Annotated in this window: 12 protein-coding genes and 1 pseudogene; 9 read left to right on the forward strand and 4 right to left on the reverse strand. The window is 47.0% G+C overall.

Annotated features, from left to right (window positions below; translation table 11 throughout):
* The first annotated feature begins 13 nt into the window (after positions 1–13).
* On the forward strand, positions 14–2,047 hold the full coding sequence (locus tag ACHZBG_RS16210; protein WP_320130503.1) for an AAA family ATPase: 2,034 nt from the start codon (positions 14–16) through the stop codon (positions 2,045–2,047).
* On the opposite strand, the gene ACHZBG_RS16215 is transcribed toward ACHZBG_RS16210, so the two are convergent.
* The 3 genes from ACHZBG_RS16215 to rsmI are packed head-to-tail and all read right to left on the reverse strand — an operon-like array spanning position 2,037 to position 4,892.
* On the reverse strand, positions 2,037–3,407 hold the full coding sequence (locus tag ACHZBG_RS16215; RefSeq protein ID WP_320130504.1) for an MATE family efflux transporter: 1,371 nt from the start codon (positions 3,405–3,407) through the stop codon (positions 2,037–2,039). The genes ACHZBG_RS16210 and ACHZBG_RS16215 overlap by 11 nt on opposite strands.
* Complete coding sequence (locus ACHZBG_RS16220) at positions 3,404–4,252, reverse strand: TrmH family RNA methyltransferase (RefSeq protein WP_320130505.1); 849 nt, start codon at positions 4,250–4,252, stop codon at positions 3,404–3,406. Before ACHZBG_RS16220 ends, ACHZBG_RS16215 begins: the two co-directional genes overlap by 4 nt.
* Positions 4,185–4,892: a 16S rRNA (cytidine(1402)-2'-O)-methyltransferase gene (rsmI, locus tag ACHZBG_RS16225; RefSeq protein WP_320130506.1), complete on the reverse strand. Its 708-nt coding sequence runs from the start codon at positions 4,890–4,892 to the stop codon at positions 4,185–4,187. Before rsmI ends, ACHZBG_RS16220 begins: the two co-directional genes overlap by 68 nt.
* A gap of 235 nt (positions 4,893–5,127) precedes the next feature.
* Here rsmI and ACHZBG_RS16230 point away from each other — a divergent pair, with 235 nt between their 5' ends.
* Together ACHZBG_RS16230 and ACHZBG_RS16235 are read left to right on the forward strand one after the other, a co-directional pair.
* On the forward strand, positions 5,128–5,790 hold the full coding sequence (locus ACHZBG_RS16230; RefSeq protein WP_394699416.1) for a PspA/IM30 family protein: 663 nt from the start codon (positions 5,128–5,130) through the stop codon (positions 5,788–5,790).
* Positions 5,790–5,996, forward strand: a complete 207-nt coding sequence (locus ACHZBG_RS16235; protein WP_320130508.1) for a PspC domain-containing protein — start codon at positions 5,790–5,792, stop codon at positions 5,994–5,996. Before ACHZBG_RS16230 ends, ACHZBG_RS16235 begins: the two co-directional genes overlap by 1 nt.
* A 75-nt stretch (positions 5,997–6,071) precedes the next feature.
* Here the strand turns inward: ACHZBG_RS16235 and ACHZBG_RS16240 are convergent, their stop codons facing one another.
* Entirely contained in the window at positions 6,072–7,073 is a 1,002-nt protein-coding gene (locus ACHZBG_RS16240; RefSeq protein ID WP_320130509.1) for a sigma 54-interacting transcriptional regulator, read from the reverse strand.
* A 226-nt stretch (positions 7,074–7,299) separates the two neighbouring features.
* On the opposite strand from ACHZBG_RS16240, the gene ACHZBG_RS16245 reads away from it, so the two are divergent.
* The 6 genes and pseudogenes from ACHZBG_RS16245 to carB all read left to right on the forward strand — a co-directional run.
* Positions 7,300–7,956, forward strand: a complete 657-nt coding sequence (locus ACHZBG_RS16245) for a PspA/IM30 family protein (RefSeq protein ID WP_320130510.1) — start codon at positions 7,300–7,302, stop codon at positions 7,954–7,956.
* A gap of 20 nt (positions 7,957–7,976) precedes the next feature.
* Positions 7,977–8,336 carry a hypothetical protein gene (locus ACHZBG_RS16250; protein WP_320130511.1) on the forward strand — a complete coding sequence of 120 codons (360 nt, stop codon included), beginning with the start codon at positions 7,977–7,979 and terminating at the stop codon, positions 8,334–8,336.
* A 12-nt stretch (positions 8,337–8,348) separates the two neighbouring features.
* A complete protein-coding gene (locus ACHZBG_RS16255; RefSeq protein WP_320130512.1) occupies positions 8,349–8,711 on the forward strand; it encodes a PspC domain-containing protein in 363 nt (120 codons plus the stop codon).
* Positions 8,677–9,726: a DUF4097 family beta strand repeat-containing protein gene (locus ACHZBG_RS16260; protein ID WP_320130513.1), complete on the forward strand. Its 1,050-nt coding sequence runs from the start codon at positions 8,677–8,679 to the stop codon at positions 9,724–9,726. Before ACHZBG_RS16255 ends, ACHZBG_RS16260 begins: the two co-directional genes overlap by 35 nt.
* Before the next feature lie 195 nt (positions 9,727–9,921).
* A complete protein-coding gene (carA, locus tag ACHZBG_RS16265) occupies positions 9,922–11,082 on the forward strand; it encodes a glutamine-hydrolyzing carbamoyl-phosphate synthase small subunit (protein ID WP_320130514.1) in 1,161 nt (386 codons plus the stop codon).
* A pseudogene (carB, locus tag ACHZBG_RS16270) lies at positions 11,079–11,844 on the forward strand (carbamoyl phosphate synthase large subunit); the annotation flags it as partial. The gene carA and the pseudogene carB, both read left to right, overlap by 4 nt.

Raw genomic sequence — 11,844 nt, forward strand, 5'->3', positions numbered from 1 at the left:
CTATAGTTCGGTCATGACAGAACTGATAACAACCATCAAGGAACTCCCCTATGAGGAAGCTTGCTTTGATTTTGACCTCAACATGATTCATGAATGCCGCAACACCGGATCTGACGAGGGTATCGTCGGACAACCCAGGGCAATGCGTTCCCTGGGCATGGGCTTTGCCCTGGAAAAATGCGGTTACAATATATTTGTCAGTGGCAACACCGGAAGCGGTAGGATGGAAGCCGTCAAGCAAATGGCAGAAAAAGCCAGAAAGGACATCTCCCATCTGAAGGATATTTCCTATGTCTGTAACTTTACCCAACAGGATTGTCCCCTTGCCTTGACCTTTCCTCCCGGAAAAGGGCAGGAATTTGGAGATGCCATGGACCTTTTCACCATGGACTTGCTCAAGATCGCAACCCAAAAACAGGATTTTGTCGCACAAGCTTCCAAGAGAGTAGATGAGCTTAGCCTTCAATTCAAGGATACCGAGGTTCAACTGTACCTGAAGCATCTCAAGGATGATTTGGAACGGCAAGCTTCCAGGATTGCAAACCTTGATAAAGAGAAAATCCTCAAGGATCCCATAAATGGACGGTACAGGGTCAATCTTTTGGTAAACCATGCAAATACCACCCTACGCCCCCTGGTCATAGAATCCCACCCGACTTTTTCCAATTTATTCGGGACAGTGGATGCCCATCAGAATATTTACCATCTATCCCTTCACAGCGGAGCCCTTTTGGAAGCCGCAGGAGGGTTCATCGTGATCAATGCAGAGGAATTGCTTGCAGAAGTAGGCCTCTGGGATGCACTCAAACGATTTCTCGATTCCAATGCCTTTGCCCTCGAGGGCAAGCTGTTCGCCAAGGGAGAGATGAGAAGCGGTGGAATCCGTCCCCAAATGCCTCCTCTTCCCATAAAAGTCATACTGATCGGCAGTGAAGATACATTCGACAACCTCACCGAGCACGATGAACGATTTTTGAGCCTCTTCAAGATCTCGGCGCAATTTGACTATGCAATGCCAGCATCTTCCATAAATATTTCCAAGACAATCTTTGTCCTTACCAATTATGCAAAAAAGAATGGACTGCTTCCCCTTACCGATGATGCCTTCAGCCAACTTTTGCGCTATAGTGCCTGGTTCTCAGAATCAAGAAAAGAATTGGCAACCCAATTCTCCCAACTTTTTGATGTACTCATCGAAGCCGATTATTGGGCACGCCTCGAAAAAAAGACTTCCATTGATGGGGCAATGGTACTCAAGGCAAACGATGAACGGGATTACATCAGCGGAATCTCCGAAAGCAGGATAAACGATGAAATCCTCAACGGAGAAGTGATTATCAGCCTAAGTGGGGCAAAGATTGGAGTGGTCAATGGCCTGGCAGTCATGGACCGCGGTTCTTCCTCATTCGGGACTCCGACAGTAATCTCGGCAACGGTAGCCCCGGGAAACGAGGGCATTGTCAATATTGAACATGAAGCGGGCTTAAGCGGAGAAATACATGACAAGGGTCTGTTGATTCTTGAAGGCTACCTTCGCAAACACTATGCCAGGACCTTCCCTCTTTCCATTTATGCAGGTATTGCCTTCGAGCAATCCTATGCAGAGGTCGACGGGGACAGTGCCTCTTCCTCTGAGCTGTATGCCTTGCTTTCAGCCATCGGAGAACTGCCTATCAGACAGGATATTGCCGTAACCGGTTCAGTGAACCAGATGGGTATGATCCAACCAGTAGGGGGGATCAATGAAAAGATCGAAGGATTCTTCAGAACCTGCCAGACTACGGGTCTTACGGGAAAGCAGGGAGTGATCATTCCATATCAGAATATCAAGAATCTCATTCTTCCCTATGACCTGCTAGAGGCGCTTAAAAACCATACCTTTCATATCTATCCCATCAAGACCATCGATGAGGGAATGCAGTTATTGACGGGTCGCCCACCAGGGAAACGAAACACCAAGGGCAATTTCTCGGCAAACAATTTCAATTACAGCATCGAGGAACGATTACGAAAAATGTATATGGCCGTAGTTGCAACTAGAGGCTAGATTCCAGCTTGGAAAGTTGTTTCAAAAAGGGAATGACCAGAGCCAGGGAAACCCCAAAGGTCAAAATGTCCGCCAAAGGTTGGGAAACCTGGATACCCAGGATTCCATAGACCTTTGGCAACGTTGCGATTAGGGGAATAAAGAAAATTCCTTGTCTACAAAAGGCAAGGATGGAACTTTTTGCCCCGTGATTGGTGCATTGGAACAACATCCCGCTCAGGGTATTGAAAGCCATGATCGGCATGAGGACGCACTGGAACCTGATAGCAACGGTTCCTATGGCCAATACCGTAGGATCTGATAGAAAACACCTGACGAGCATCGGGGCTCCCAGGTAACAAAGAAAACCGATACCCACAAACGAGAAGACACCCACCTGGATGCAAAAGACGAAGGATTCCTTCAGTCGGTCATATCGTTTTGCCCCCCAACTGAATCCGGCAACCGGCTGGAACCCCTGTCCGAACCCGATCAGGGCAGAATTCAAGAATTGGATGATCCTGGTCGTAATGGTCATCGCCGAAATGGCAGCATCCCCAAAAGGTCCTGCAAACACATTCAGGCAAATTGCCGATACCGAAAGCAGCAGGTTTCTGATTAGCGAGGGAAGCCCCACCGTAAAGATATCCCGATACAGCTTCCAGGAAAAACGGATATTCCCCAGCGAAAGATGAAGGTTGCTCCGTCCTTTGATAAAATGGGAAAGCAGGATGCAGAAACTGAGAAACTGGCTGATCAAGGTAGCCAGTGCAGCTCCCCGAATACCCATCCCAAATCCAAATATCAGGAGGGGATCAAGCACAACATTGATGATCGCCCCGGAGCTCATTCCGATCATCCCAAGGATAGCCTTGCCTTCTGAGCGCAGATTATTGTTCATCGTATAGCATACGGTCATCCACGGGGCTCCTATCAAGATCATTGAACCATAGGCAATGGCAAAGGGCTCAATGGTTGGAGTTGCTCCCAGAAACCGTACCAGACCATGCATATGGGTCAAACCGGCTATCGAGAGGCAAAGGGCAAGGAAAACAGCGGTAAAGAAAGCAGTGCTGAAGACTTGGTCTGCCTTTTGGTTATCCTTGGCCCCCAAGAGCCGGGAAACTACATTTGCAGATCCCTGTCCAAACATAATTCCGATTGCCTGGATGAAACTCATGAGGGAAAATACAATTCCGACCGCCGCACTGGCCGTCGTCCCTGTATGACTGACAAAGATGGTATCTGTCAGACTATAGAAAGAGGTGATCAACATGGAAACGATGGTGGGAGTGGCCAAGGAGAGTATCAATTTCCGGACCGGGGTATCAATCATCCGTCTGTAGTTTTCCTCAATGGACAGGTTTGCAGGAATCTTCATGAAAAAAACCAATGATACAACATTATCCCGGTAGCCACGGAAACGTTCAGCGAACCTTTGCTCCCCCCTAGCGGGATGGAAACCCTGCCCACTGACCGGTCACAATAGGAGAGCAACCCCGGACTGACCCCAAATTCCTCACTTCCAAGAACAGCTGCCCCTCGCAAGGGGAAATCAAAACTGGAAAGATCCTTTCCTCCCAGTTCAAGGGCAAAGGCTGGCATTGCAAGCCTTTTTAACTCCGCTATCATTACAGATTCTTCCATTACCCTATAGGGGATGGTCTTGGTACACCCTCTTGCCGTACGGACACATCGAGGATGGGAAATATCCGCAGTCCCTTCTACCAGCCAGATCTCCTCGATACCGAAGGAATCGGCAGTCCGGAAGACAGACCCGACATTGAAGGGAGACCTCAACCTGTCAAGAATGAGTATATGGGGAAGAAGGGTTCGTTGACTGGCATCAAGTTCACCATCTTCTTGGAAAAAATCCCAATCGGAGGGTTCACTGCCGAGCACGGAAAGCAAAAACTGATGAATATCCTCACAAACAAAGGCAAGCTCCTCTCCTGTTTTACTGGAAAGTCGTTGTGAGAGAAGCAGCAATTGTGCCATTTGGGAAGCAGAAAGGATTTGGGTGAACTGGGAAGCGGAAAAAAGCGAGCAAAGCCCTTCGATATACCCTATATCGGGTTGTTTTCCTTGTTTGGCAACCAACGCCTGCTCATGGAAGAGCAAGGCACATTTTCGTACGCAAGTACGACTCTTTAGGCTCTTAAGCTTCGCTATCGTCATCATTGTCTTGCGTAGCCTCGCTTGGACAAATACAAATGGCAAACTCACCCTTTACGCTTTGTCGTGCTGCAAGGGTATCGGCAATTTGACGGGCACTGCCATCAAGGAACTCCTCGAAGGCCTTTGTCATCTCTCTTCCGGCAACAACTCTCCGTTGAGGTGCCAATTCAGCAAGTTCAGATAAGGTCTTGATTACCCTATAGGGGGATTCATAGATGATAAAAGCCTCATTACGATCCAAGAGTTCCTGAAACCGCTTGGTCCTGCGGCCTTTTCGGGGGCTGAGGAACCCCTCGAAGATAAAAGTCTTCCCTACATATCCTGCCGCGCTTACCAAGGTAGCCACCGCTGAAGGCCCCGGGATGGGAACCACAGGAAAACCTGCGGCCCTTACTGCTGTGACAACCCTTGCTCCGGGGTCGCTTATCCCTGGGGTTCCTGCATCGCTTACATACGCGATGGAATTGCCTGCTTCGAGCAGGGCAACAATGCCATTGGCTGAATTGATCTCATTATGGGCATGACAGGCTATCAGGCGCTTCTGGATGTCGTAATGCTGCAAAAGAAACTGGGTATGGCGAGTATCCTCGCAGGCAATGATATCCACTTCCTTCAGCACGTTCACCGCCCGGTAGGTGATATCGTCCAAATTCCCGATAGGGGTCGCGACCATATAGAATGTACTCATGGACAGTAGTCTACACGCTAAACCGTGGAGGTACAAGATACCTCTTGGTTTCATATAAAATGGTATTTTTTACCATAAGTGGTTTATAAAACTGTTATTTTCACCAAAATTATTGGATAAAACACTATTTCAAATCAATAATCAAGGAGTTTTCAAAACTTGGCACGACATCTGCATCTATAATTTTCGTAACAAGCAAAACAATACGCCACCAAGTGGCAGTAAGGAGACAATGATGCAAATGTTCAAAAGAATGGCGGATATCTTTAACTCGAATGTAAACAGTGCCCTGGATAAAATCGAAGATCCTGCAAAAATGATCAGTTACATGATAAACGAACTTCAGGATACCTTGACCAAGGCTCGCACGTCAAAAGCAGCACGCCTGGCAGAAAAGAATAGCCTCGAAAAGGAAAAACAAGAACTCCTCAAGTCTGTCGCTCGCTGGGAAGATCGTGCAAAACTTGCAATCATCAACGGAAAGGAAGATCTTGCCCGTGAAGCCTTGGTTGAAAAGAAGCGTGCCTCTGAGCGAATCACCAATATCGAAGCCCAATTGGTCAATCTGGAGTCAATTTTGGCCAGTCAGGATGTACAGCTCACCCAGATCGTCGACAAACTCAAGGAAGTAAAAGACAAGCAGCAAATCCTTGTGCAGAGAGCCCGCAGTGCAAAAGAAAAGAAACATGTCGCACAAACCTTGAGAAGCAGCGACAGCACTGAACTTGCCAGCAAATTCAATGAATTGGAAAGCAAGATCGAAAGAATGGAAGCCGATGCAGAGATGGCAGGATACCATCAGACCTCTTCAACCGATGAGTTCGGAAAGATGGAAGTTGACAGTGCCATTGACGAAGAGCTTGCCCAACTGAAGGCATCAATGAAGGAGAAGGTATAATGACTGGTTACAGACGCGATTCAAACAAGCTCTACAGGGAGCACAACGGGATTTTCCTTGGAGTTTTCCAGGGGCTTGCAAATTGGTCGGGTCTTCCTGTCTGGGCTCTGCGGATTATCGGTATCATAGTGTTCTTCAGCATAGGCTTTTGGAAAATAGGCGTACTCTATCTTCTTGCAGCTATCTTGATGCCTTCTCGATATTGATAGCCTATTTCCAACCCTACCAAACTTTTTCTATATATTTTTATAAAAATGGGATATCAATGATATCCTGTTTTTTTATAACCGCTCTTGATATTTTCGGTACAACCCACGAAGTTGGTCATAGGTAAGACCAAGAAGCTTCGCTGCCTCTTTCTGGTTGCCACCCGAGGTTTCAAGAGCCTTTTTCAAATAAGCTATATCCTGTTCTTCCCGTGCCTGTTCATAGCGGGAAAGCTCCAAGGGATGTTTTTCAGCTTCCTGGGCAGGCAAAGATACCTCCTCTTTGCCATCATTGTAGGGATTATCGAAAGGATCCAGGGTGATTTGCTCGATAGACGCATTGTCGCTGCGATACACTGCCCGTTCAATCACATTTTTCAATTCCCGTACATTCCCGGGCCAGCTATAGGTTTGCAAGGTATGCAGTACTTTGTCACTGAGGACGGGCATTTCCTTTCGCCCGCACTCCAAGGCCATCTTTGCGGCAAAGTAGTTTGCCAACAGAAGGATATCATCATTCCTCTTTCTCAGGGGAGGAAGAAACAATACTTCAAAGGAGAGACGATCCAAAAGATCTTCCTTGAACTTTCCGTCCCGGCAAAGTTGGGGGAGATCTGCATTGGTAGCCCCGATGATCCTGACATTCGTCTCATGGGTAACTGAAGAACCTACCCGCTCATACGTCCCGTATTCAACGACCCGTAATATTTTTTCCTGGACTTCCAAGGGAATGATACCAATTTCATCAAGAAACAAGGTTCCTCCCTCTGCTTCTTCAAAACGACCTTTCCGAGTCTTCTGGGCACCGGTAAAAGCTCCTTGCTCATAACCAAAGAGCTCTGTTTCGATCAAGGAAGGCGGCAATGCAGCACAGTTGACCGTAACCAGGTTCTGTTGCCACCTAGGAGAAAGAAAGTGAAGCCTTCGTGCAGCAAGTTCTTTGCCGCTCCCCCGTTCACCGACTAGCAGTACAGATCTGTTGACAGTGGCTGCCCTGCTCAATTGGTTCTGGAAATCAAGGAATACCTCACTTTCCCCAAGAGGTTGCTGGTTATATCCATTTTGCCCTGAATCCATGAAGGCCCTCCAATATTTGGTAAAAATAACCACTATTGGCAGGTTTTACCAATGCAAGAGTACCACGAGAAAGAAGTATAGAAAAGTAGGAGAACAAAAACAACGTAACAATATACTATTAAACAAGGATTTAATTATTTTTTTCCACTACTTGCAAAGCTTGGCACGTTTCCTGCATCTATATTTTCACAAACACAGGTGGCATGACTACCTAAGGAGAAATACGATGGGAGTTTTTTCAAGATTCTTAGATATTGTAAATGCAAACATCAATTCACTTCTCGATAAAGCTGAAGACCCTGAGAAGATGATTCGATTGATGATGCAGGAAATGGAAGATACCCAAATTGAGCTCAAAAGTTCTTGTGCTGCCAAAATGGCCAGTAGGGCAAAGACGGAACGAATGTACAAGGATGCCGAGAATGGTATGCACAGATGGCAGAGTCGTGCAGAGCTTGCCATAAGCAAGGGGCGTGAAGACCTTGCACGTGAGGCTCTCTTGGAAAAGAAACGAGCAAAGGCTGAAATGGACAGGCTTTTTGAGGAACTGAATGTTGCCGATGCATTGATCAAGACAAGCAAGGATGAAATCAACCAAGTTGAGGACAAGCTTGCCTCCGTCAAGCAAAAGTACCAGACCATGGTTGAACGAGCAAAAAGGGCCCAAGAAGAACAGGCAACCCAGGAAACTCTCAAACGTGCTGCAGAAAGTGCAACCTATGATCGTTTTTCCTCAATGGAAGAGAAGATTGATAGGATGCAGGCCGAAAACACTTTGAACAAAGCTCCCTCGAGCAATCTTGACGAGAAATTCAGGGATCTAGAACAAATGGATGATATTGACGCCGAGATTGCCGAGCTGCTCAAACGAGCAGGTAAATAAAGCACAGAGGGAGATGACAAATGGAAGCTATCTGGATCCTTGTAGTTATATTTTCCTTCGTGATTACCATCTCGGCCATCAACAACAAGCATGAACTCAAGAAAAGAAAATTGGAAGCAGCCTTGAGAATGCAGGAAATGGCCCAAGGGATAAAGCCCGGAACGTATAGCCGCATGAAAAGAAAGGACCGTAGGGAAGATCGTCACAGACAAAGGTCAACGGTAGTTACTGAAGAACCCACTCAAGAGGATTGGGAACGAGAGAACAACAGGACCCAGCTGAAAAAAGGTATCGCTGACCTCCAGCAACGCCTTGATAATATCGAAACAATAATGAACAGCCGCAAGGGAAGAACCAACGGCGAAGATGAAAAGGAATAAGGAATGACTGTTATGGCAACGAAAAAACTTTACAGGTCACCCAGGGGTAAGATTTTCGGGGTTTGTACGGGTTTGGCGGAATGGCGTGACTTGCCTGTGGAACCAGTACGTTGGATTGTTTTCTTTACGGTTATATTCACTGGATTTTTCCCAGGTGCAATAATTTATCTTCTGGCAGCTTTGGTCATACCCATGAATCCAGCGGATTCTGTCTATGGCAATGGCAATGGGCACTACAAAGACGATGAGGATCCTCGTACTGATGACGATTTGCAATCTGAATATGAACGCCTGAAAAAGAAAGTAGAGAAAATGGAAGGCGATATATTTAACAAGGAACGTGATTGGGACGATAGATTCCACGACGGAAACTGAAATGATCAAGGATTCCAAGACCACTAAGATCCTTTTACTTGCCATACTCCTGATTGTTGCCTTGATCTACCCGATACAATGCTCCCGCGACAAACAGGATGAGGCAATCAGAAATGAACAAACATCGAAGGTACCTGATATGCTACACGATTCCAAAGCCAATAAGATTTTCATGCTGGTCATAGTTCTGGGGGTTGCCCTGATCTACCCGATGCAATGCTCCCGATCAAAACAAGATGGAGCCTCCAGAAGCAAACAGACCTTTGCATTCACCTCAAACGATTCCCTGGAAATATCGACTGTCGCCAATGAAATTTCCATCGAAATCGATCCAAATGCAAAAGAAGCTTCGGCTAGCATAGGCGGAACTGAAAATGTAAACCTAAGGGTCGAGAAAACCGGGAACCGTGTTACGGTCCGCGTCATCCCCGTCAGATCGTTCCATTTCTTTTCCTTCTTCTCGAATTCTTCAAGGTTGGTCATTACCCTTCCCCAGGATACCTTGGACAACCTCACGATTTCGACTACCAGCGGAAGTATCGATATCATGAAAGACCTTACGGCCTCAACGATAAACATCAAGACCATCAGCAGCAGGATCGATACCCTGAACCTGAAGGCAACCGATGCAATCTTGCTTTCGACCATAAGCGGAAGCATCAGTAGCTATTCAATCATTTCTGATAACAAGGTCTCCATTGGCTCAACAAGCGGAAACCTGGACCTGAATGAAATCGAGGGCAGCAATGTAACCTTGCATTCCATAAGTTCCGGAATCGATGCCTCGGTAAAGCTTAGGGAAGGGGGAACCTTGAAAGCCTCCTCCACTAGCGGAAATATTGATTTGAATCTCTCAGGGGCAAGCAACCTATCGGTTTCTGCGAGCTCCACCAGTGGAAATATCGAGATACAAGGTTCAGACCAAAGCGGACATAGTTTCTCCGACAAAACAGGAGATGGAAGCACCTCTGTTTCGGCCAAGACAATAAGCGGAAATATTGAACTGATGTATTAGATTAATACTGAACAGCCTTAAAAACTCTGTACTGAAAATACAGAGTTTTTTTGTTGTATTTTCATGAATTTGTTGCAAAATTTATGTATCATATTTAAAAGCGAAGTATATTTGTTGCATTTTCTAGAATTTATGTTGCATAAATTTTACTATTCGTGTAAAATCCCATCAATTTGAACAAAAAAAGGTGAACCCATGGAAAAGACTTTTCTCGTTCTTCAGGACGGTAGCATTTTTTCTGGCCACGGATTTGGAAAACTCGCTCCGAAACCTTTCGAACTACAGGACCTCCCCTCCATTGGTGAAGCAGTATTCAACACCAGTATGACAGGTTATCAGGAAATACTGACAGACCCTTCCTACAACGGCCAGATGGTGGTCATGACCTATCCCCATATAGGGAACTATGGATGTGAAGAGTATCTCAACGAAAATACCCTTTGCCCAGAAAGCATCCCTGCCACCGCCATGATCGTCCATGAACTGTACGAAGGCCCTTTGCCAGAAGGAAAGATATCCCTGGATGCTTTCATGAAAAAACATGAGGTATTCGGAATTACAGGTATCGATACCAGAAGCCTTACCTTGCACCTTCGCGACCAGGGGTCCTGCAACGCTGTTCTGGTACGAAGCGACGTCCTTGGACTGAAGGGAACGGAACTCAAGCAAACAATGGCCGCATTGAAGGCCTTCCCCTCGATTTGCGACCGCGACCTCATAGACGGCGTTTCCGTGCACACTGTGTTGGTTGACCCACAGGTAGAAATTCCTGCTCCCAGCAACCCCCTTTACCGGTTTGCCGTCGTGGATTTCGGAATCAAGAAATCAATAATCAATGAACTTTACAAACGAAACATTGCGGTGACGCTCTTTCCTAGCACCGTAAAAAGCAAGGAAATCCTCTCTTCTGGATGTACGGCCCTATTCCTTTCCAATGGTCCCGGGGATCCCGCACTGCTTACCGGTGCTGTCCTGATGACCCAAGAGGTAATCGGGAAATTACCGGTATTCGGAATATGTCTGGGACATCAGATCATTACCTGGGCCTTAGGCGGAAAAACAATCAAGATGAAATTCGGGCACCATGGGGCGAACCACCCCGTCAAGGACTGTTTTACGGGAAAGACCTTCGTAACAAGCCAGAACCACGGATTCATGAGCGAGATCGAAAGCCTGCCACCCCTGGCACAACCCTGGTTCATCAATGCAAACGACAATTCCATCGAAGGACTGGTCCATGCAAACCTTCCCGTTCTCTCCGTCCAATTCCATCCAGAAGCTTCTCCGGGCCCCCATGACGGAGCATGGATTTTCGACCGTTTCATAAGCGTGGCAGCACAAGGAGCAAAAGTATGAGTGCCAGAACAGACATCCATCGAATCCTGGTAATAGGAAGTGGCCCGATTGTCATCGGACAAGCCTGTGAATTCGACTATAGCGGAACACAAGCGGTAAAGGCCCTCAAGGAAGAAGGCTATGAGGTAATTCTCGTAAACCCAAATCCGGCCACGGTCATGACTACTCCCGGAATGGCAGACCATATTTATATGGAGCCCTTGAAGAGCGAATATATCGAACAGATTTTCCAAAGAGAACGCCCCGATGCAATCCTTACCACCATGGGCGGGCAAACAGGACTCAACCTGGCCATTGAGCTGGACAAGCTAGGCCTGCTTGAACAATACGGGGTGGAAGTCATAGGAGCCTCGATCAAATCAATCGGCTTGGCAGAGGACCGTGGATTGTTCAAGGGAATCGTACAGAGCCTTGGACTGGAAAGTGCAAACAGCGCCGTCGTCCACTCGTACAAGGAAGCCTTGGCCTTCAAGGAACAAATCGGTTTTCCCCTCATCATTCGACCAAGCTTTACACTTGGGGGTATGGGAGGCTCCATTGCCTATACCCAGGAAGAGTTTCCGGCCCTTGTCGAACATGCCCTGGAAACCAGCCCCAATCACGAGGCTTTGGTCGAGGAGTCGCTCATTGGCTGGAAAGAATTCGAGATGGAGGTCATGCGGGACAAAAACGATAATGCCATCGTAGTCTGCTCCATCGAGAACATTGACCCCATGGGAGTTCATACCGGCGACAGTATCACCATTGCCCCGATACAGACTC

This window comes from uncultured Sphaerochaeta sp., assembly GCF_963676625.2.
Taxonomy (GTDB): domain Bacteria; phylum Spirochaetota; class Spirochaetia; order Sphaerochaetales; family Sphaerochaetaceae; genus Sphaerochaeta.

Excerpts from the sequence above, each read along its gene's own strand:
- ACHZBG_RS16210 (WP_320130503.1), top strand. The coding sequence starts at position 14 with ATGACAGAACTGATAACAACCATCAAGGAACTCCCCTATGAGGAAGCT.
- ACHZBG_RS16215 (WP_320130504.1), bottom strand. The coding sequence starts at position 3,407 with ATGAAGATTCCTGCAAACCTGTCCATTGAGGAAAACTACAGACGGATG.
- rsmI (WP_320130506.1), bottom strand. The coding sequence starts at position 4,892 with ATGAGTACATTCTATATGGTCGCGACCCCTATCGGGAATTTGGACGAT.
- ACHZBG_RS16230 (WP_394699416.1), top strand. The coding sequence starts at position 5,128 with ATGCAAATGTTCAAAAGAATGGCGGATATCTTTAACTCGAATGTAAAC.
- ACHZBG_RS16235 (WP_320130508.1), top strand. The coding sequence starts at position 5,790 with ATGACTGGTTACAGACGCGATTCAAACAAGCTCTACAGGGAGCACAAC.
- ACHZBG_RS16240 (WP_320130509.1), bottom strand. The coding sequence starts at position 7,073 with ATGGATTCAGGGCAAAATGGATATAACCAGCAACCTCTTGGGGAAAGT.
- ACHZBG_RS16245 (WP_320130510.1), top strand. The coding sequence starts at position 7,300 with ATGGGAGTTTTTTCAAGATTCTTAGATATTGTAAATGCAAACATCAAT.
- ACHZBG_RS16250 (WP_320130511.1), top strand. The coding sequence starts at position 7,977 with ATGGAAGCTATCTGGATCCTTGTAGTTATATTTTCCTTCGTGATTACC.
- ACHZBG_RS16255 (WP_320130512.1), top strand. The coding sequence starts at position 8,349 with ATGGCAACGAAAAAACTTTACAGGTCACCCAGGGGTAAGATTTTCGGG.
- carA (WP_320130514.1), top strand. The coding sequence starts at position 9,922 with ATGGAAAAGACTTTTCTCGTTCTTCAGGACGGTAGCATTTTTTCTGGC.